We start from the raw sequence: 20707 nt of genomic DNA, 5'->3' as shown, positions 1-20707 counted from the left end.
GGCGCCGAAGCAGCGCCAATTTCTATCCGCGCGATATAAGTCCGGGCGGCTCTGGTGGAAAGGACCATTGTGACCGCTAAACCGCCAGAGCTCAAATATTTCCACGACTTGCGGACTTTCAGCGCGGACCCTAATCGTTACGCATGGCTACTTCCGATCAGATCCTCGGCGTCATTCTTGCGGGAGGCCGCTCGCGGCGCTTTGGCGGCGGGGATAAGGGGCTTGCCGATCTCGGAGGGCAATCGATCCTGGCGCGCGTCATCGCGCAGTTTCGCCCGCAGGTCGGCCGGCTGATCCTCAATGTCAACGGCGATCCCGGCCGGTTCGCGGAATTCGATCTCGAGACCATATCGGATAATGAAAATCCCGAGCTCGGTCCGCTCAGCGGCCTTCTCGCGTCCCTGGATTGGGCGGCGCAGCATGCGCCCGAGTGCAGTGCGATCGCGACCGTCTCAGCGGATGTTCCGTTCCTACCAAACGATCTCGTCGCAAGGCTCGACGCAAGCCGGCGCGGCGGCGTTTCGATAGCGATATCGGGCGAGCGCCGTCATCCGACAATCGCGATCTGGCCTATAAGCGCCAGGCAAACAATTGCGGAAGCCCTCAACAATCGCGCCTTGAGTGTCGATAAGCTCGCGGCCCATCTCAATGCTGTTGCGGTCGCTTTTCCGATGCGCGACATTCACGGGGCGAGGCTCGACCCTTTTTTCAACATCAATACGCCTGACGATCTTTCAACCGCCCGCGCTCTCCTCGCAGGTTCCACAGAAGGATAAGAAACTTGGGCAATGCATTTCGGCCGGCACATCCGTTGCCGCTCTTCGGCGTCGCCGGGTGGTCGAACTCAGGCAAGACGACGTTGATCGAAAAGCTGACGCGACACTTCGCGGGCGAAGGGCTTCGCGTCGCGACGATCAAGCATACGCACCATAAGTTCGATATCGATGCGCCGGGAAGCGATACGGCACGGCATCGCGCGGCCGGTGCTGCGGAAACGGCGATCGTCTCGGGCTCGCGCGTTGCCGTGATCGAAGAAATCGATACCGCGGGCGAGCCCGCACTCGAGGCGGTCGCTAGCAGGCTCAATCCGTCGGACATCATCCTCGTCGAGGGGTATAAGGCAGCTAATATTCCAAAGATCGAGGTTCGGCGTGCGGCTGTCGCCTCGGAGAAGCTTCTGGCCCCGAACGATCCGCTCGTACTCGCCATCGCGGCCGATTATGAGGTCGATGCGCACGGCAAGCCCGTGTTCGATCTCAACGACATCGACAGCATCGCGGCGCTGATCGTCCGGACGCTCGGCCCTTTCAACCGTGTTCGTCAGCGGGCCTAAGCCCAGAAGCTCTAAGAATGGCCGCTGAAGCTCGAAAAAGTGCGTAGCAGCTGGTCATTCAAAAAGGCGAAAACGAACAGCCAGATCACGGATGCCGTGACGAAACCCAGCACAAAGTAAACCGTTGGACTTCTCATATTTTCCTCCCGCCAGACGGCCTTAATACGATTTAAGACACCCTGACGCGAGACCCGAGCTTGCCCTTGACGCTCGGAGGTACGATATGGAACGTCTCAGGGCCTCTTCCGGAGATATTCGCATGCTGGGCACGCCTGCCCAAACGACTGTGCAGCCGCTGATCGATCCCTTCGGCCGGGCGATCGAGTATTTGCGCGTGTCCGTGACGGACCGGTGCGATTTCCGCTGCGTTTACTGCATGACCGAACACATGACGTTCCTGCCGAAGCGGGATCTTCTGACGCTCGAGGAACTCGACCGGCTGTGTGCGGCATTCGTCCGGCAAGGCGTCCGGAAGCTGCGCATCACCGGGGGCGAACCTCTGGTGCGCCGCAACATTCTTTGGCTCTTCCGGGCTCTCGGCCGGCATCTCGAAAGCGGCGCGCTCGATGAGCTGACGCTAACGACGAATGCGAGCCAGCTCGAGAAGTACGCGGGCGAGCTTTATTCGGCTGGCGTGCGGCGGATCAATGTTTCGCTCGACACACTCGATCCGGTCAAGTTCAAGGCGGTAACCCGCTGGGGCGACCTCGCGACTGTTCTTCGCGGCGTCGACGCTGCGGAAGCTGCCGGCATTCGCGTCAAATTCAATGCCGTTGCACTCAAGGGCATCAACGAAGACGAGATCGAAACTCTCGTTCGCTTCGCGCATGCCCGCGGCGCCGATTTGACGTTGATCGAGACGATGCCGCTCGGCGATATCGGCGAAGACCGGACAGATCAATACTTGCCGTTGTCGATCGTGCGCGCACGTTTGATGGATCGCCTGACGCTCGAAGACAATCCGTATCGCACGGGCGGACCTGCCCGCTATGTGACTGTAAAAGAGACGGGCGGCCGGCTTGGCTTCATCACGCCGCTCACGCACAACTTCTGCGAAAGCTGCAACCGCGTGCGTGTCACGTGTACGGGTCAACTCTACATGTGTCTCGGCCAAGAAGACGACGCGGACCTGCGGGCTCCGCTCAGGGCGTCTCCGGACGATGCATTGCTCGACGCCGCCATCGTTGAAGCCATCTCGCGCAAGCCCAAGGGGCACGACTTCGTCATCGACCGGCGCACGAAGAAACCGTCGGTCCGGCGCCATATGAGCGTGACCGGCGGCTGAAGCTGCCCATGCAGAGCAGCCTTTTCCTTCAGGTGAGCACGCTTTTGACGACCTGCTTGATCTGGTCGAGCGTGAAGGGCTTCGAGATGGAAAGCAGCCGGCGGGCTCGGAGGCGGGCGGCGCGCTCAAGCTGATCTGAGAAGCCCGACATCAAGATCACCGCGAGCGCCGGCTTCATGACGAGGGCCTTCTCCGCGAGGGAGATGCCGTCAAGCTGGGGCATATCCACATCGGTGATCAGGATCTCAAAGGCGACACCATTCGCTCCGAGCTGCTCGAGCGCCTCGACGCCGTCCTGCGTGACGTGGACCGTATGACCGTCGGAGCTCAGCGCCCGCCTGACGAGGTCGCGAACCGCAGCATCGTCGTCTGCGAGCAGGATCGTCGCCATTGTTACCGCCCCCTCCCTCTTTCTACCTTGCACATGACGACTCGCGTTCCGCGAGCCGGCCGTCATGCGCGGAAAGAACCCCGCATTCCAAATCCTAATCGACGAGGCGACCTACGAAAGGCAACTCCCGGTAGCGGTGCGCAACGTCCATGCCGTAGCCGACGACAAAGACGTTGGGACATTCGAAAGCACAATAGTCCGGTTCGATCGATACGGCGCGCGGTGCCTTCTTGTCGAGCAATACGCACGTTTCGATGCGCGTCGCGCCCCGGGCCGAAATCAAATCCTTGGCAAAAGCCAGCGTACGGCCGGAATCGAGAACATCGTCGATCAAAATGACGTGCCGATGCTGAACATCGAGATCCAAATCGCGCAGGATCGTCACCTGACCTGAGGATTCCCGGCTTTTCCGGTAGCTCGAGAGCGTCAGGAAATCGACTTCGGGCGCGAGGCCAGCCTCAAAGAGGGCCCTCAACAAATCGGCCGCGAAAACGAAGCTGCCCTTGAGAACCGGCACAACCAGAAGGTTCTGGGGCCCTTTGGCTGCGATTTGGGCAGCAAGGACCTGGAGACGGGCGCGAATATCCTCAGCAGAAAATATTGTTTCGATTGTGTGCTTGGTATTTGAATCGGGCATTTATTCATCCTGTCATTCAGGGTGACCGGCGGGGCGGACCCTTCAGGATCCTGTGTACACGACCACGCCACAATCGTAATCGATTGATCATTGTGTCCGCGACGTGTCTATAAGTTTCGGACTTCGCAAAGTGCTCCGGATATCCACTGCCAAGGCAAATACCTCTTGATTCGCTTGACGAATGTCGGACTGAAATACGACAGAGGGCCCGAGGTGCTGCAGGATGTGACCTTCCATCTGCGGCCGGGCTCGTTCCACTTTTTGCACGGGGAATCCGGGGCGGGGAAGTCATCGCTGCTCCGGCTGATGTTCATGTCGCTGCATCCGAACCGCGGTGAAATCCGAATGTTCGGCGAGGACGTGACGAAGGTCCGGCCGCAGAAGCGTGCTCAGATGCGGCGACGCATCGGCATCGTCTTTCAGGATTTCAGGCTCCTCGATCATTTGACGGTCTGGGAGAATGTCGCGCTTCCTCTGCAGGTGGTCGGCAAGAAGCCGTCCGACTACCGCGAGGACGTGACGGACCTATTGCAATGGGTTGGTCTCGGCGATCGGATGTATGTTAATCCTTCCGTCTTGTCGGGCGGCGAGAAGCAGCGCGCGGCCATCGCGCGGGCGGTCATCGGGAAGCCGGAAGTCCTGCTCGCCGACGAGCCGACGGGGAACGTCGATCCGCAGATGGCCCGGCGTCTTCTCCGGCTGTTCGTCGAGTTGAACAGACTGGGTACCTCCGTCGTGATCGCGACGCACGATCATCAGCTGATGCGGCAGTTCAAGGCGCCGCGCATTGAGGTGCACAAGGGCCATGTCCGGATCATCTAGCCGCTTTCCCGGACGTGTCGAACCGGCGATGCCGCTGCCGGGATACGATCCCTATGACGAGCCCGTGACAAGCGTGACGGCGCGTACCGCAGGCTATCCGCCGCAGTATGGCGACGCCGAGCCGACGGTGACGGCGGAAGATCCGCAACGCAATCTCAAGCCTCCGGCGCGTGATCGCGACCGGGCGCGCAAAATGAAAGTGACGGCTCCGGTCGTTCCGCCGGGCTCGGTCACCGGCCGATCGCTGACGCTTGTCATCGGCATCATGTGCTTCCTCGCGTGCCTCACCTCCGGCGCGGTTTGGATGATCAAGGAATCATCCGATGCCTGGCTCAACGACATTGCGAGCGAGGTTACGGTTCAGGTCACTCCGCAAGAAAACGGCGATATCGACAAAGTGGTCGGGGACGTCGTTGGCTATCTGAAAAAGCAGCACGGCATCGCGAACGTCAGTGCGTTGAACCTCGATCAATCGGCGGAACTCCTTCAGCCTTGGCTCGGCTCGGCCGACGCTTTGAAGTCGCTCCCCGTGCCGCGGTTGATCGCCGTCGAGGTCAACCGGACCGATCCACCGGATCTCGCAGCAATCGGGTCTGCTCTCGGACGGGATTTCAAAGGCGCTTCGCTCGATGATCACCGGCGCTGGCAAGCCCAGATCCGGGCTGTCACACGATCGCTGGCGTTGGGCGGGATTGCGATCCTCGTGCTCGTCGGCGCAGCGACAATGGCTATCATCGTATCGGCGACGCGCAGCGCGATGGCCTCGAACCGCGAGATCGTCGAGGTTCTGCATTTCGTCGGCGCCACCGATAAGTTCATTTCTCGCGAATTCGAGAAGCATTTCCTAAGGCTCGGGATCAAGGCCGGCATCGTCGGCGCGAGCTGCGCAATGCTGGTTTTCATTTGTATGCCAGCCATTACCGAGTTGTTGGGAGGGGGCGCCGTCAGCGCCGTTGAGATGCAGCGGCTGATCGGTACGGGCGCGCTCGATGCTCTCGGTTACGTTATTCTGGGATTTGTCGTCGTAACGATAGCTGGGCTCTGCATGGTGACATCCCGCGTCGGGGTCTACCGCATTCTGAATGGGCAGCACTAACCTATCGGCCACCGCTTAAAAAAAACTCGATCCGAGCCGCGTGCCAACCGGCGCGATTTCGTGTAGGGCAACGCCGTGCCGGATCGGCGAGGAGGCTGCGTGAGCGGTCCAAATCGGTTACACTTCGGCCGGCGAACCGCAGGCAGACAGGCGACACGAACAGCATATCCCGCAAATGAAGAAGCTCTCGCACGCGATGATTTTCTTGCTGGCGCTCGGCGCGGCCGCGTTGGCGTTTGGCTTCGTGCTATTTGCGGTTTCGGTCACTCGGGATGACGCCGCGGACCTCGACAAGGCCGACGGCATCGTGGTTCTGACGGGCGGCGACAATCGGATCGAGGCCGGTGCGAGACTGATGAGCGAAGGCCGCGCGAAGCGCATGCTTATCTCCGGCGTCAATCGCAAAGTCAGCCGCGAAGAGATGCAACGCATCGTCAAAATCGATAATCAGGTTTTCAATTGCTGCGTCGATCTCGGATATGAGGCTCTGGATACGGTCGGGAATGCCGACGAGACGAGGACTTGGGCCAATACGAACGGCTACACGAAGCTCATTATCGTGACTTCGCGCTATCACATGCCGCGCAGCCTCGCGGAACTCGCTCTCGCCATGCCGGGCGTCACGCTGGTGCCTTACGCTGTTACTCCGAAGCGCTTTCCGGAAACCGCGTGGTGGCTTCACGTTGCGACGACGAGGGTTCTGCTTTCCGAATATCTGAAATTTCTTCCGGCCGTCGCGCGCCTGACCGCGCAGCGCGTCATGGACTGGCATGACGGGCAATCGGTCGCGATCATGCCGCAGAAGCGCGTCGATGGTTGACAGCTCAATGGACAGAAAGTTGCCCCGGCCTAGCGCGCTGGTCATCGCGCGCTCGCTGATCTATTTCGTCGTCTTTTACGTCGTAACGGCCCTTTATCTCGTGCTCGGCTCGTGGCTGCTGCTCGGGCCTCGGCCGTGGGCGATGAAGGGGCTCGAGGTGCACGGGCGAACCTGCGTCTGGCTGCTCGCCATGATCTGCGGGACGAAGCTCGAAGTTCGCGGCCAGGAAAATTTACCGAAGACGGGTTGTCTCGTCATCTCCAAGCATCAATCGGCTTGGGACACCTTCGGCCTCATTTCGCTCTTTCGCGATCCGGCGATCGTGCTCAAGGACGAACTGAAATGGATCCCGTTCTACGGCTGGTTCTGCGTGAAGTTCGAGCACATTCTCGTCAAGCGCGAGAAGGCTTCGGCGGCGCTCAAATCGATGATCCGCGATGCGCGGCAGCGCATCAGCATCAATCGCGAGGTTGTCATCTTTCCGGAGGGCACGCGCACGATGCCGGGCGCTGCTCCCGATTATAAGCCGGGTTATGTTGCGCTTTATGAGGCGCTTGGCGTCGTCACTGTTCCTTTGGCGTTGAACTCGGGTCTCTTCTGGCCACGGCGCAGCCTCTGGCGATATCCCGGAACGATCGTCGTCGAGTTCCTACCGCCGCTGCCGCCCGGATTGCCGCGTGCCGAATTTCGTTCGCGCATCGAGGCGGCGATCGAGGCGGCGAGCACGGCATTGATCGAGGAAGCTGCAAGAAGCCCCTCGCCTCCGCCGCTTGCGCTGGACTATCGGCGCGCGCACGCGGGCTGACGTTTTCCCCAGCCGCCCGAAAAGCATGATGTGCGGATGCCGCAATGCGGGGGAAATCGTCCTCCCCGCATGGTTTGTGATGCGCGGCCGCCAGTTCGATATGGCACGGTCGAGTTCTCATCGTTTTCAATCACGGAGACTCCCAATGCGCACTGCCGCCCGATCGATGTGGGCCGTTCTTGCCGTCGCTGGCGCTGCCATGGCAGCCGCACCGGCTGAAGCCAAAGACTGTTTCAAGAAGGCCGCCGAAGGCGTCGCCCTTACCGAGAAACTCGCTCAATTCCAGGTCGACGCAGCCCTGCTGCAGGCAACCGACTGGAGCATCTATTTCACCTGGGTCTCCGGCAACGGCACGCCCGGCTATTCGTTCGGTCCGCGCCGCTATAAGTGCAGCGCCGGAACGATCGGCTGGCAGTGCAAGGGCGAAGCGACGCTCTGCAAGCTCTAAGGGCGAAGATTTTCGACTGGTTTATAAGGCCGCTTGCCCGTTGATCCGGGCTGGCGGTTTTTTTGCATGTGGAGCACCGGCGAACTGCGGGGATTACGGATCATCTGTTGACGGCAGAAGAAATCATTGGATTGATGGATGCAGCCGCACCAAAACCAGGATGGGCTAAAACGTATAAGAAACACGTCATTTCATGACTGCATTTTTCCGCTACTGCAGCACAGGTGATCTATGGCTTATTACAAGTACGAGAAGTATCTCGCTCAGCAAGATGGCCCCGAGTTCGATCAACTCCATCAACCCAATACTCTAACACCCGATTCTGGTATTTATCGATGCGAGGGCTGCGGCGTGAGCGCCACCTTCGTGAAAGGGAAGAACATTCCCCCGCAAAACCATCACCAGCATACCGCCAATCAAGGCACTGTTCGCTGGCGCCTAGTTGTGAAATCTCATTTGGCGTAGCCCTGCGGTAGTTTCCGACATCGGTCCCAAATAACGGCGCTATCGCGCGGATCACGGCCGCAATTCTGACGTGCCGTCGAAGGTCGTGTTGCAATTCCCATATCAGTCTCCGCGTTTTTCAAACTGAGACACGACCCGATTGACAGAAGAGCTTTTGGAACATATAGTGAACATGAATTGAAAATGAGCTTTTAATACCCATATTCCGGGCACCTGATGAGTGCGATTTTTTCAGATCTTCCGGCTATTTCGGACGCTATCTGGCGGCGGAAGTACCGCTTTGCCGGATCGTCGACGGTGGCGGCCGACAAGACCCTGGAAGATACCTTCCGGCGCATCGCGGTGGCTGCGGCGTCGGTCGAGGAAGCCGGGAGCCAAGAGGCGTGGGCCCGCGCCTTTTACGACGCGATGTCCGACTTCGGATTTCAGCCGGCGGGGCGCATCCTTGCGGGGGCCGGGACCGACCGGAACGTCACGCTCTTCAACTGCTTCGTTCTCGGCCGGATCGAGGATGATCTCACGAGCATTTTCGAAAGCGTCAAAGAGGCGGCGCTGACGATGCAGGCCGGCGGCGGCATCGGTCATGATTTTTCGACGCTTCGTCCGCAAGGCGCGGCGGTCAAAAGCATCGGCGCGGACGCATCGGGCCCTGTGAGCTTCATGGACGTCTGGGACGCGATGTGCCGGACGATCATGTCGGCGGGTCAGAGACGCGGCGCGATGATGGCGACGCTTCGGTGCGATCATCCCGATATCGAGACGTTCATCGCGGCGAAGGCGGATTCGCTGCGGCTGCGGAATTTCAACCTGTCGGTTCTGGTGACCGACGCGTTCATGGATGCCGTCAAGCGTGGCGCGCCGTGGGATCTCGTTTTCGAAGGCAAGGTTTACAAGACTGTCGAAGCGCGCGCTCTCTGGGACAAGATCATGCGCGCGACCTACGATTACGCGGAGCCCGGCGTCATCTTCATCGACCGGGTGAACGCCGCGAATAATCTCGAATATTGCGAAACGATCTCGGCGACCAACCCGTGCGGGGAGCAGCCGCTTCCTCCCTATGGCGCTTGTCTTTTGGGGTCGATCAATCTCGCGCGCCTCTTCGAGCATGCCTTTACGCCTGCGGCCAGGATCGACCGCGCAAAGCTCGAAGCGCGCGTCGCGACTGCCGTTCGCTTTCTCGACAACATCATCGATATCTCGCGCTATCCCCTCGAAGCGCAGGCTCGGGAAGCGCATGCGAAGCGCCGCATCGGTCTCGGCATCACGGGGCTCGCGGATGCTCTGATTTTTCTCGGCCTCCCCTATGGCAGTCCGGCTGCGCGCGAAAAGGCTGCCGAATGGATGTCTGCGATCCAGAATGCCGCCTATCGGGCGAGTGCGGCTCTCGCCGCCGAGAAAGGCGCGTTTCCGCTTTACGATGCGGAGGCTTTCCAAGCGCGTCCGAACGTGTTGCGGCTCAATGCCGATGTGCGTGATGCGATTGCGGCGAATGGCATTCGCAACGGCTGCATCACGTCAATCGCTCCGACTGGCACGATCTCGCTTCTGGCTGGCAACGTTTCTAGCGGCATCGAACCCGTTTTCGATTTCGTCTATCGACGCCGTGTCCTCGGAGAGGGGCAGACGGCGACCGAAGAGACAGTCGAGGACTACGCGCACCAGAAGTTTCGCGCGCTGGCGGGAGAAGATGCGCCCCTGCCCGAAGCGTTCGTCACTGCCGATACGCTATCGCCTGTCCAGCACATCGCGATGCAGGCGGCGCTGCAGCCCTATGTCGACAGCGCCATTTCGAAAACGATCAATTGTCCGGAGAACATTTCCTTCGAGCAATTCGAAGACATTTATGCCGAGGCTTTCGATCTCGGGCTCAAAGGCTGCACGACCTATCGGCCCAATGCGATTACCGGGGCCGTTCTCTCGCGTGCGGATAAAGCCTCAGGTGAAGGGGCGAGATCGATCGACGAAATTTCAGCTATTCAAAGCGCACCGATGGTTAGAGCCATCGAAGATCCGGCGAAGTCCGGCGATGTCGTCTATATGACGAAGCCGCTCGAGCGCGATGCGGCGCTCGAAGGCGTAACCTACAAGATCAAATGGCCGGCGAGCGCGCATGCGCTTTACGTCACGATCAACGACATCGTCCGCGACGGACGGCGGCGGCCCTTCGAGGTCTTCATCAACACGAAGAACCTCGAGCACTACGCCTGGACGGTCGCGCTGACGCGTATGATCAGCGCCGTGTTCCGCCGCGGGGGCGATGTCACGTTCGTTGCCGAAGAGTTAAAGGCCGTGTTCGATCCCGAAGGTGGCCGGTGGATGGGCGGGCGTTACGTTCCGAGCCTGCTGGCGGCCATCGGCGACGTCATCGAGCAGCACATGATCCACATCGGGTTTCTCACCCGCGACGACGACATCAATTCAAAACTCCAGCCCATTGCAGCTGTGCAGCGCATCGCTGCCGATGCGGGGCCACGAGAGGACGCCGCCTCGGAGCATGTCTCTCCCTTCGCCTCGGCCCGCATTTGCCCCAAATGCGGAGAGCGGGCTTTGAGACATATCGAAGGCTGCTGGACCTGCGCGAATTGCGATTATTCCCGCTGCGGCTGATGCGCGGCAATTAACAATATCAAAGTAACCTCGTTTGCATCTGCCGCCCGATCTCGCATCAAATTGCTAACGCGCGTTGACGTTTGCGCCGATGATCCGCGCATACTCGGGCAGAGTGTTTTCAATCCACTCCTTTCTCAACACTTCATTGACCATCGAGGCGCGGATGAGGCAATCGCGTCAAATTTTCGAACCAAAGTTCACCATTCCTCACGCTCGGGCGGGTATCACGGTTTGAAAAGCAGTAATCGGTATGTGTTGCCGACAAGGGGTGTGCGTTATGAGTGCCGAAATTATTCAGCTTGCTGCGTTCCGTTCTCACCGGCAGGCGGTCGAAGCCGCCCCGCTGGCGAACCTCGGAACAACGCTTCCTGAAGCTCCACCGAGATTCCATTTCTGGACCGGCGCGTCGGGCAAACGCTACGTGCACACTGTCTACAGCCTCTTCGACTGCCCGACATTGGAAGATGCCAACTACATTCTCGTTCGCCGCAGCGATCGCTCGCGGCGCACGGTGCTCGCCATCGGCCGCCTCTCCAACCGCTGCCCGACGCAGAACCTGGCCGAGATCCGCCAGCATTCGGCAGTGCTTGGCGCCGATGAAGTTCACGTGCACCTGCTCGCATCGTCATCGCAGGAAGCGGAAGCTGTCGAGGCAGATCTCATCACCGCGCAGTTCCTGATGGAGCCGCACTCGGCTTAAACGCGAAGCGTAGCGGCCTATTTGGAGGCGTCTTTCGCGCGTCCATTGCTCCGGCCGAAGTCGGGCTTTGCCGTATCTTGGCCCGCCTGGATGATCCCTCGCCGGATCGCGCGCGCTTCCGTGAAGAGACGCTCCAGCGTTTCGCCGTCACCGAAGCGGATGGCGCGTTGAAGCGTAATGAGGTCTTCCGAGAAGCGGCCGAGCATCTCGAGAACCGCGTCTTTGTTATTCAAGAAGACGTCGCGCCACATCACGGGATCGGACGCGGCGATGCGGGTGAAATCGCGGAAGCCGCCGGCCGAAAACTTGATGACCTCGCTGTCGGTCACGCGCTCGAGATGGGCTGCCGTGTTGACGATGTTGTAGGCGATCAAGTGCGGTACGTGGCTCGTGATCGCGAGCACCATGTCGTGATGCTCGGGCGACATGATCTCGACGTTCGAGCCGAGCTTGCGCCAAAACTCTTCCAGTTTCGCGAGCGCTGAAGCGTCTGCCGCGTCGTCGGGTGTCAGGATGCACCAGCGTCCGTCGAAGAGTTCGGCAAACCCCGCATCCGGGCCCGATTGTTCGGTTCCCGCGATCGGATGCCCGGCAATGAAGTGAACGCCTTCGGGAATATGCGGCGCGATATCTTGGATGGGCGCGGCCTTTACCGAGCCGACGTCGGACACGATGGTGCCCGGCTCGAGATGCGGTCCGATGGCTTCGGCGATTTCCTTGTACGCGCCGACGGGCGTGCAGAGGATGACGAGATCGGCGCCTTTCACGGCGTCGACGGGATCTGCGAATGCTTTTCTAACGAGGCCGAGTTCTTCGGCCCTCGCGCGTGTCGCGGGTGCGAGCGCGCAACCGACGATGTCGCCTGCGAGCCCGGCGCGACGCACAGCGTGGCTGATCGACGAGCCGATGAGGCCGACGCCAATGAGCGATAGCCGCTTGAACATCGGCTCTGTGGTGATCTCGGTTACGCTTTCGGGTTTGGCCATCAAGCCGCGCCCTTCAAGTAACGGGTGAGCGCTTCGATGACGCGCTTGTTGTCGTTTTCCGATCCGATGGTCATGCGCAGCGCGTTCGGGAATCCGTAAGCGCCAACCTTGCGCAGAATGATGCCCTGCGATTTCAAGAACTCATCTGCTTCCGTCGCCGTCTTGCCGCTGACGCCGTCGAAGTGGAAGAGGACGAAGTTCGCAACGCTTGGCGTCACGGTGAGGCCAAGCTTCTTGAGTTCATCCACGACCCACGGCAGCCATTTATCGTTGTGGAGCCGGGCGTTCTCCAAATGCTCGATGTCTTCGATCGCAGCGGCGCCAGCGGCGATCGCCGGAGCGGAAAGATTGAACGGTCCGCGGATGCGATTGAGCACGTCGGCGATCTCGGGCGGGCAATAGGCCCAACCGATACGGAGCGCGGCGAGCCCGTAGATTTTCGAGAACGTGCGCGTCATCACCGTGTTGGCGGTGGTAGCGACGAGTTCGAGCCCGGCTTCGTAGTCGTTTTTGCTGACGTATTCGCAATAGGCGGCATCGAGCACGAGCAGAATGTCGGCGCGGAGGCCTGCGCGCAGGCGGCGCACTTCCTCGATCGGGATGTATGTGCCCGTCGGGTTGTTCGGGTTGGCTATGAACACCACACGCGTCTGCGGCGTGACGGCCGCGAGAATCGCGTCGACATCGGTTTTGAGGTCACGTTCCGGCACCACGACCGGCGTCGCACCGTTCGTTAAGATCGCGATCCGGTAAACGAGGAAGCCGTGCGCGGTGTAGATGGCCTCGTCTCCTGGACCGAGGTAGCCGCGAGCCAGGAGACCCAGAAGCTCGTCGGACCCTGATCCGCAGACGATGCGGCGCGCGTCCAGCCCATAGCGCCGCGCGATGGCTTCGCGTAGGAGCGTCGCCTGGCCGTCCGGATAGCGCTCAAGCTCGCCTGCGGCCAACTTGAATGCCGCGATTGCCGCAGGGCTCGGTCCGAGCGGTGTCTCGTTCGAGGACAGCTTAACGGGGGGCAAACCGCCGCCTGCCTTGCTCTCGCCGGGGACATAAGCCGCAATGTCCAGAATGCCAGGACGTGCAATTGGTGCAGTAACCACCATATATTATCTCGAATTCTTGAACGGGATTGCCGATTTCGGGCGCATTGATAGGGTCTTCACCACTTGAAATCAAAGTTTAAAGTTGACTTTATCTGCAGCCAGCCTAGCAAGCCCGCCCTACCATTTAGCCCCTGGAATATCGAAACGATACAATGACCGGCGCCTCGCCCAATCTTGTTGCCCCGCTCTCACGGCGGCACCCCGAGGTGGATACGCCGTCGAGCCCGGTGGTGCATTTCGACGCGAGCGCGCCCCTGCGCCTTGCCTGCCAGCAAGATCTGGCTCCGTTTTCCATCGCCTACGAGACCTATGGCGAGCTCAATGCGGCGAAGTCCAACGCCATTCTGATCTGTCACGCGCTGACCGCCGACCAGTACGTGGCGAGCCGTCACCCCATCACCGGCAAGCCCGGGTGGTGGGACAATATGGTCGGTCCGGGCAAGCCGATCGACACGAACCGGTTCTTTGTCATCTGCTCGAACGTCGTGGGCGGCTGCATGGGATCGACGGGCCCGGCCTCGATCAATCCGAAAACGGGCGCTCCCTACGGGCTGACCTTCCCGGTCATCACCGTTGGCGACATGGTCGAAGCGCAGGCGCGTCTCATCGACTATTTGGGCATCGATCAGCTGTTCGCGGTGATCGGCGGCTCAATGGGCGGCATGCAGGTTCTCGAGTGGGCGTCGCGCTACAAGGATCGCGTGTTCGCTGCCGTGCCGATCGCGACGGCTGCCTGGCATTCCTCTCAGAACATCGCGTTTCACGAGGTTGGCCGGCAAGCGGTCATGGCTGATCCCGAATGGTCGGGCGGCAACTATTATGCTGCGGGCACGGTGCCGAAGAATGGTCTCGCGGTCGCGCGCATGGCAGCCCACATCACGTACCTTTCGGAAGAAGCGCTGCATCGAAAGTTTGGCCGCAGCCTGCAGGACCGGTCGTCGTTGTCGTTCTCGTTCAATGCCGAGTTTCAGGTCGAGAGTTATCTGCGCCACCAGGGATCGACCTTCGTCGATCGCTTCGATGCCAACAGCTATCTCTACATCACGCGCGCGCTCGATTATTTCGACATGCGGGAAAGCGCCGGTGGCGTTCTCGCGAATGCGTTTCGTGGCACGAAGACGCGTTTCTGCGTCGTGTCGTTTACCTCGGACTGGCTCTATCCGACGCGCGAGAGCCGCGAGATCGTGCAGGCTCTGAACGCCGTTGCCGCCAACGTTTCGTTCGTCGAGATCGAGAGCGACAAGGGCCACGATGCGTTTCTTCTCGAAGAGCCGACATTTTTTGCAACGATCCGTGGCTTTCTCAATGCCGCCGCGGTGAAGCACGGCCTCGGCGTAGCGGAGGCGCGGAAATGAACGCTCCCGATATCGGAAAAATCGTTGGGGGACAGAAAGTCCCACGCGTCGACCATGTGCTCATCGCGGAGATGGTGGAAGCGGGATCGCGCGTTCTCGACGTCGGCTGCGGCGACGGCGAGCTTCTTCAGCTGTTGTCCGAGCGCAAGGGCGTGGACGGGCGCGGAGTCGAGCTGCAGCGCGATAAGGTCAACGCCTGTGTGGCGCACGGCCTTTCCGTCATCCAGGGCGACGCCGATCGCGACCTCGATAATTATCCCGATCAAGCGTTCGACTACGCCATTCTGTCATTGACGATCCAGGCGACGCGGCAGCCTAAAACCGTGCTCGAGAATTTGCTCAGGATCGGCCGCCGAGCGATCGTGTCGTTCCCGAATTTCGGTCACTGGCAGGTGCGCTCGAAGCTGCTTTTTACGGGCCGCATGCCCGTCAACGATAACCTGCCGGATGAGTGGTATCTGACGCCCAACGCGCATCTTTGCACGATCCGTGATTTCGCCGACCTCTGCGAGCTTGTTCATGCGGAAGTCGAGCAGGCCGTCGCGTTCAATGCCTATGGTGCGCGTCTGCCGATCAAATGGTCGTTGTCGATGCAGAACCTTTTCGGGGAAAAGGCCGTGTTTCTCCTGCGCGGCCCTGGACGGCCCGCCGCCAATCCCTAGAAGCGCCGGATCCCGGACGTGCTTCGCGTATCGACCGGTTTCAGGATTGCCGGTTGCGATAGGCGCTTGCCGCTGCCGACAGGCGCCATCACTTCCTTCTTTGCCTCGACCAAAATGACGCCCGCGACGCCGATCGACATACTCGATCCGAACCGCTCCAGCGGGTTCGCGACCCGCAGCAAAAGCCGCTGGTTCACCGGGGGAAAATAGAGTGCTTCACCCCAGTCGACGGGCGTGAAGAGCGCGTCGATGAGCTGGGTTTCAAGCTGGCCCCGGCTGAAGGGCAGGCCATGACCGAAGGGCGTCCGGTCCATCCGAGACCAGAGGCCCCGGCGATTGGGAACGACGAACAGCGCCCGGCCGTCCGGCTTCAGCACCCGCCATACCTCCCGAAGCAGGGGTCCTGCCCGCTCGGCCTGCTCCAAGCAATGGACGGCCAGGAGGCGATCAACCGAATTGTCGGGCAATGGCCATTGGTTCTCCGTGACCAGAACCGAATGACAGTGGCCGGACCGGGGCCAGACGATCGCGCCCTGGCGGGACGGCATCAGGCAAGCGAGGCGGGCTGCTTCGGTGCGGAAAGTACCCAGAAACGGCGAGGCGAACCCGACGCCAGCGACGGTCAATCCGTTAACCCGATTCCAGCGCTCGCGGATCGCGGTCGCAAGCTGACGCCGAACCACCCGGCCAAGCGGGGTTCTGTAGAAATCTCTCAAGGTCTTGGCGTCGAGAGGCATCTTGGCGCTTACCGGGATTGATAAAATCGGCCTTACGGGCTTTGTCTCTAAACGATCCGGACCGGCAGAGACAGCCCAAGCCGGTAAAACACCTCGCTTCGCTGCGTCGTTTCGTTCCGTTTGACACAGCCGACGCGTCCAACCAAAGTCCCCCGCCATGGGAGCTTTCGAAATCGTTCTTCTGCCGTGCCTGGCAGACAATTACAGCGTTCTTCTGCACGAGCCGGAGACCGGCGAAACGGCGGTCATCGACGCGCCGAGCGGACCTGCGATCAAGGCCGCCTTGGCCGAACGCGGCTGGCGGCTCAATCACCTCTTCATAACGCACCATCATACCGATCACACCGACGGTATCGCCGAACTCAAGGCGTTCTACGGCGCGAGTGTGACGGGGCCTGAAGCCGAGGCCGACCGGATCCCTGGCCTAACGCGGGTCGTCAAGGCGGGGAGCAAGCTCGAATTCGCGGGCCATCCGATCGAAGTTCTCGAAACCCCGGGCCACACGCTCGGACACATCACCTATTACTTCCCGAACGACGGAATAGCGTTCGCGGGAGATACGCTCTTTTCGCTCGGATGCGGACGCGTCTTCGAGGGCGACCCGGAGATGATGTGGGAGTCCGTTTCGAAGATCGCGGGCTTGCCAGGCGATACTCAAATTTATTGCGGTCATGAATATACGCTCAACAACGCCCGTTTCGCGCTGACCGTCGAGCCCGAAAACGACGCGCTGAAAAAAAGAGTGGCCGAGGTCGAGGCCATGCGCGCGGCCGGACTGCCGACGCTGCCGACCACGATCGAAGTCGAACGCGCGACCAACCCGTTTCTCCGGCCGAAGTCGCGCGCGATCCAGGCACGCCTGGGCATGCTCGGCGCGCCGGATTGGGAAGTCTTTGCGCGCCTCCGCCAATTGAAGAACAAGGCCTGACCGGTCGCGGTAGGAGCGTCCTTTGAAGCAAGATCTCTCCGGCGACGACGTGATCCAGATGCTTGAGCTTTCTCCTCATCCTGAGGGCGGATATTTCCGCGAGACGTTCCGGGATGCAGCCGAGCCCGGGAAGCGCGCGGCCTCGACTGCCATCTACTTCCTTCTGAAAGCGGGCGAGCGCTCGCACTGGCACGCAGTGGATGCGGCTGAGGCTTGGCACTTCTATGCGGGCGATCCGTTACTGCTCGAAGTGTCGCCGACAGGCGGGCCGATCACGAGCATTCGTCTCGGCTCTGATCTCGCCGAAGGCGAGCGGCCGCAAGCCGTCGTTCCCGCCGGTCATTGGCAACAGGCGCGGTGCCTCGGAAAATGGACGCTCGTCGGCTGCACCGTCGCGCCCGCATTCACGTTCGAAGGTTTCACGCTGACGGCGCCGGATTTTTCTCCGATCGCGCGTCCTTCCGTCGATTGAGCGGCGAAGCTGCAACAGCAGAAAGCCTTTCGCCAACAATCCACACGTCGTCCCCAACTGCGTTTTTGAACTCCGTGGCGTGATGGCCTTCCATCCACGGCTTAATTGACCCTTTCCGCCAACAGTGGGGTAGCGCTTCTTGCTGGAGGCGTTCGACTCGTCAACAGTAACGGCGAATCATGTTCCGATTCACGGGGGTTGCAGTCCATGAAACGCGAGTCCTCAGGACCCGTCCTATCAACGGTGTTTGTCGACTACGACAACATCTACCTATCTTTGAAACGTAAAAACGAAGACGCTGCGAAGCGTTTCGCCAAAGACAGTGCTGTGTGGCTGCAAGCAATTGCGTCCGGCGAACTCATCACGTCCACGAACTCGTATTCATTACCCGGTGAACGCCGGATCGCGATGAACCGCTGCTACGGCAATCCTGTTCCTCGCCGCAATGCGCACGACAATTCGACGGACATGAACTCGTTCCCGTTCATCCGGCACCACTTCCTGCGCGCTGGCTTCGAGGTGATCGACTGCCCGCCGCTGACGGCGCAGCTGAAGAATTCGGCCGATATTCGCATCGTGATGGACGTTCGTGATATTCTCAATCACGACACCCATTTCGATGAGTTCATCATCCTGTCGGGAGACGCCGATTTCACGCCGCTGCTTCATCGCCTGCGCGCGCATGCTCGTCGCACTGTTGTCTTTGCGAACGATCATACCGCGCAGCCTTATACGGCGATCAGCGACGGCGAGATTCGCGAATCGAACCTCATCACGCTGTTGACCAACGGCAGCCGGGCGATTTCGGGCGAAAGTCCGCGCGAGATCTCAGCACCTGCTCCGACGATCGATGTCGAGGCGGCACGGAAAGCCATCCTCGCCGAGGTCGTGGAATTCGTACGTGTTGCGCCGCAGGCCGTGCCGCTCGAAACGTTGGCAGACCGCGCAGTGCGCGTCGTCGGCCGCGATAAGACGGTCGGCACGAACTGGGGCGGCTACGGCTCTTTCCGCGATCTGCTTCTTGCCGATCTACCGGATGATATCCACCTCAGCGACACCGCGCCTTACACGGTGTTCGACGGCAACCGGCATATCTCGGCGGCCGGATTGATCGCTCCTCCTGTCACGGAGCCGCGTCGTCGCGAACCCGAGCCTGAGCCGGTGCGCATCGAAGCGCAGCCGCATCAGGCCGCGTTGTCTGCACCGGCACGGATGTCTCCATCTGCCGCGCCTTCAGCTGGTTCGCCGAACGCGTATCAGACGGCCGTGCCGCCGTCGCGATACATCGATCGCGTGACGCCTACTGCGCCTCCGGCTCCGCCGATGCCGTCATCGCGCATGCCGGAACTCACGGCCATTGCTCCGGCAGCTGCGCAAGCTTCGATCGCTCAGGCTGCGGCTGCTCCGGCATTGACGCCGCGCCGCCAGCCGATTGCGCCGCCGCCTCAGCAGCCGAGCTATCAGCCGGAGCCTCGCCGGGAGCCGGCGCGGCCGCAGAGTCAGCAAACGCCTCCGCCGCCGATGACGACGGCACCGCGTGGCTCGGATCAGGCAACCCAGATCCAGCAATCGATCGCGCGTATCCACGAGGCTTGCCAGGCGCCTGCGCTGGCCCCGGCGGAATATCGCGTTCTCTTCGATGTCATGTCGCAAGAGATCTCCGCGAACAACCTTCAGGGGGCGCAAACGCTCGTCAACATCACGCAGAGGGCTCGCGAATTCGGTCTCGACATCAAGCGCGACGATCTGCGTTTCATCTATGACGTGGTGAGCGAGAGCGATCCGTGGTTCGAGCAGGGAATGTCGGCGAGCCTCTTTGCAAGCCGCTTCCGCAACTTCGTCGTGGCGCGTTGCCGTAGTCAGGGCCTCAGCCTGTCTGCCGACGAACTCGATCTGATCGAGGCTTGGTTCTCGGCGCCTCAGCAACAGCAGCAGGCGGCGCGTCAGCAGCCGGCTTACGGCGGGCGTCCTGCATCGGGGGCTGCCCCTCAACAGCAGACGTCGACGTCCATGCCGGCACCGCCTGCACCGTCCGGCGAACGCTGGTGGAACCATGAAGAGGGCCGCCAGCAGATGGCCGAGCAGCAGCGCGATAACGAGCGGCGCACGGCCAATGCCTACGCGCAGAACCAGAGCGAAGACGAGGAGCAGTTTCCGCGCATCGTCACATCGCGGTTCCGCGGCTGACGCTCTCCTTCAACGATGCCTAACGAAAAGGCTCTGCCGGATATTTCCAGCAGAGCCTTTTTCATATGCGTAAATTGACGTCAGCGAACTCGTCGCCGGATCGCGAAGGGCTATCAGCCCGCGAGATACTGGCCGCCGTTGGCAGTCAGCGTCGAGCCGGTGATGAAGCCCGCGTCGTCGGATGCGAGGAACACCACGCAGCGTGCGATCTCGTCGGGTTCGCCGAGGCGGCCCACCGGGATTTGCGGAAGAATGCTCTTCTCGAGAACGTCCTGGGGAACGGCCTTGACCATCTCGGTCGCGATGTAGCCCGGGCAGATGACGTTGACGGTGATGCCGGCGCGCGCGCCTTCCTGCGCCAATGCCTTCGTGAACCCGATGTCACCGGCTTTCGATGCCGAGTAGTTGACTTGGCCCATCTGGCCTTTCTGACCGTTGATCGAGGAGATGTTGATGACGCGTCCGAACTTTCTGGCGCGCATTCCTTCCCAAACCTGACGGGTGACATTGAACAAGCCGTTGAGGTTCGTTCCGATGACTTCGTCCCACTGCTGCTTCGTCATCTTATGGAACATGACGTCGCGCGTGATGCCGGCGTTGTTCACGAGAACCTCGATGGGGCCGACATCCTTGGTGATCTGCTGGACTGCTTTTTCCGTCGCGTCGTAGTTGCCGACGTCGAACTTGTAGACGGGGATACCCGTCTCGGCCTGGAATGCTTGCGCAGCGGCATCGTTGCCGGCGTAGCTAGCGGCGACACGGTAGCCTTTGCTCTTAAGAGCGATCGAAATTGCGTGGCCAATGCCGCGCGTGCCTCCGGTGACGAGGGCAACCCGAGCCATATCATTCTCTCCTGATTTTTTTT

General features: G+C 60.8%; 21 protein-coding genes. 15 read left to right on the top strand and 6 right to left on the bottom strand.

From position 1 onward, the window contains the following. Positions 1-143: 143 nt before the first annotated feature. The 3 genes from mobA (at position 144) to moaA (ending at position 2618) form a co-directional block, all read left to right on the top strand. Positions 144-776: a molybdenum cofactor guanylyltransferase MobA gene (gene mobA, locus G359_RS04375; RefSeq protein WP_045835146.1), complete on the top strand. Its 633-nt coding sequence runs from the start codon at positions 144-146 to the stop codon at positions 774-776. A 5-nt stretch (positions 777-781) separates the two neighbouring features. Then, a complete protein-coding gene (gene mobB / locus G359_RS04370) occupies positions 782-1333 on the top strand; it encodes a molybdopterin-guanine dinucleotide biosynthesis protein B (RefSeq protein ID WP_045835145.1) in 552 nt (183 codons plus the stop codon). A 259-nt stretch (positions 1334-1592) separates the two neighbouring features. Then, positions 1593-2618 (top strand): GTP 3',8-cyclase MoaA, encoded by a 1026-nt coding sequence (gene moaA / locus G359_RS04365; protein WP_045837631.1) that lies wholly within the window; start codon positions 1593-1595, stop codon positions 2616-2618. A 28-nt stretch (positions 2619-2646) separates the two neighbouring features. On the opposite strand, the gene G359_RS04360 is transcribed toward moaA, so the two are convergent. Next, positions 2647-3009, bottom strand: a complete 363-nt coding sequence (locus G359_RS04360; RefSeq protein ID WP_045835144.1) for a response regulator — start codon at positions 3007-3009, stop codon at positions 2647-2649. A 94-nt stretch (positions 3010-3103) separates the two neighbouring features. Then, the gene (gene hpt / locus G359_RS04355) at positions 3104-3646 is read right to left on the bottom strand and encodes a hypoxanthine phosphoribosyltransferase (protein ID WP_045835143.1); all 543 of its coding nucleotides are present in this window, start codon (positions 3644-3646) and stop codon (positions 3104-3106) included. A gap of 165 nt (positions 3647-3811) precedes the next feature. On the opposite strand from hpt, the gene ftsE reads away from it, so the two are divergent. The 7 genes from ftsE (at position 3812) to G359_RS04315 (ending at position 11412) form a co-directional block, all read left to right on the top strand. Beyond that, on the top strand, positions 3812-4468 hold the full coding sequence (gene ftsE, locus G359_RS04350) for a cell division ATP-binding protein FtsE (protein ID WP_045835142.1): 657 nt from the start codon (positions 3812-3814) through the stop codon (positions 4466-4468). After that, the gene (locus G359_RS04345) at positions 4452-5564 is read left to right on the top strand and encodes a cell division protein FtsX (RefSeq protein ID WP_045835141.1); all 1113 of its coding nucleotides are present in this window, start codon (positions 4452-4454) and stop codon (positions 5562-5564) included. Before ftsE ends, G359_RS04345 begins: the two co-directional genes overlap by 17 nt. A 175-nt stretch (positions 5565-5739) precedes the next feature. Next, positions 5740-6384: a YdcF family protein gene (locus G359_RS04340; RefSeq protein WP_045835140.1), complete on the top strand. Its 645-nt coding sequence runs from the start codon at positions 5740-5742 to the stop codon at positions 6382-6384. After that, a complete protein-coding gene (locus G359_RS04335) occupies positions 6377-7189 on the top strand; it encodes a lysophospholipid acyltransferase family protein (RefSeq protein ID WP_245279928.1) in 813 nt (270 codons plus the stop codon). Before G359_RS04340 ends, G359_RS04335 begins: the two co-directional genes overlap by 8 nt. A 145-nt stretch (positions 7190-7334) precedes the next feature. After that, positions 7335-7637 (top strand): hypothetical protein, encoded by a 303-nt coding sequence (locus G359_RS04330; protein WP_045835139.1) that lies wholly within the window; start codon positions 7335-7337, stop codon positions 7635-7637. Positions 7638-8318: 681 nt separating this feature from the next. Continuing rightward, a complete protein-coding gene (locus G359_RS04320; RefSeq protein WP_045835137.1) occupies positions 8319-10709 on the top strand; it encodes an adenosylcobalamin-dependent ribonucleoside-diphosphate reductase in 2391 nt (796 codons plus the stop codon). Positions 10710-10989: 280 nt separating this feature from the next. Further along, positions 10990-11412: a hypothetical protein gene (locus G359_RS04315; protein WP_045835136.1), complete on the top strand. Its 423-nt coding sequence runs from the start codon at positions 10990-10992 to the stop codon at positions 11410-11412. 17 nt (positions 11413-11429) lie between these two features. On the opposite strand, the gene G359_RS04310 is transcribed toward G359_RS04315, so the two are convergent. Together G359_RS04310 and hisC are read right to left on the bottom strand one after the other, a co-directional pair. After that, positions 11430-12398, bottom strand: a complete 969-nt coding sequence (locus tag G359_RS04310) for a prephenate/arogenate dehydrogenase family protein (protein WP_045835135.1) — start codon at positions 12396-12398, stop codon at positions 11430-11432. Continuing rightward, positions 12398-13501, bottom strand: coding sequence for a histidinol-phosphate transaminase (hisC, locus tag G359_RS04305; RefSeq protein WP_045835134.1), 1104 nt, complete (start codon positions 13499-13501; stop codon positions 12398-12400). Before hisC ends, G359_RS04310 begins: the two co-directional genes overlap by 1 nt. A gap of 152 nt (positions 13502-13653) precedes the next feature. On the opposite strand from hisC, the gene G359_RS04300 reads away from it, so the two are divergent. Further along, positions 13654-14856: a homoserine O-acetyltransferase MetX gene (locus G359_RS04300; RefSeq protein ID WP_045835133.1), complete on the top strand. Its 1203-nt coding sequence runs from the start codon at positions 13654-13656 to the stop codon at positions 14854-14856. Further along, entirely contained in the window at positions 14853-15518 is a 666-nt protein-coding gene (metW, locus tag G359_RS04295) for a methionine biosynthesis protein MetW (protein ID WP_045835132.1), read from the top strand. Before G359_RS04300 ends, metW begins: the two co-directional genes overlap by 4 nt. Here the strand turns inward: metW and G359_RS04290 are convergent. Then, positions 15515-16255, bottom strand: a complete 741-nt coding sequence (locus G359_RS04290) for a class I SAM-dependent methyltransferase (RefSeq protein WP_045835131.1) — start codon at positions 16253-16255, stop codon at positions 15515-15517. The two genes, metW and G359_RS04290, sit on opposite strands and share 4 nt — an antisense overlap. 157 nt (positions 16256-16412) lie before the next feature. Between G359_RS04290 and gloB the strand changes: the two genes are divergently transcribed. From gloB to G359_RS04275, 3 genes are all read left to right on the top strand, one after another. Next, on the top strand, positions 16413-17183 hold the full coding sequence (gene gloB, locus G359_RS04285; protein WP_045835130.1) for a hydroxyacylglutathione hydrolase: 771 nt from the start codon (positions 16413-16415) through the stop codon (positions 17181-17183). A 22-nt stretch (positions 17184-17205) separates the two neighbouring features. Continuing rightward, positions 17206-17655, top strand: coding sequence for a cupin domain-containing protein (locus G359_RS04280; protein WP_245279927.1), 450 nt, complete (start codon positions 17206-17208; stop codon positions 17653-17655). A 207-nt stretch (positions 17656-17862) separates the two neighbouring features. Further along, positions 17863-19842 carry an NYN domain-containing protein gene (locus G359_RS04275; RefSeq protein WP_045835129.1) on the top strand — a complete coding sequence of 660 codons (1980 nt, stop codon included), beginning with the start codon at positions 17863-17865 and terminating at the stop codon, positions 19840-19842. A gap of 113 nt (positions 19843-19955) precedes the next feature. Here G359_RS04275 and phbB read toward each other — a convergent pair whose 3' ends face one another. After that, on the bottom strand, positions 19956-20684 hold the full coding sequence (phbB, locus tag G359_RS04270) for an acetoacetyl-CoA reductase (RefSeq protein ID WP_045835128.1): 729 nt from the start codon (positions 20682-20684) through the stop codon (positions 19956-19958). Between the last annotated feature and the right edge of the window lie 23 nt (positions 20685-20707).

Origin of the sequence: Hyphomicrobium sp. 99, from assembly GCF_000384335.2 — a bacterium.
Lineage (GTDB): Bacteria > Pseudomonadota > Alphaproteobacteria > Rhizobiales > Hyphomicrobiaceae > Hyphomicrobium_B.
Note: the sequence above shows the minus strand (reverse complement) of the source record. Positions and strands in the feature narration are given on the sequence as shown.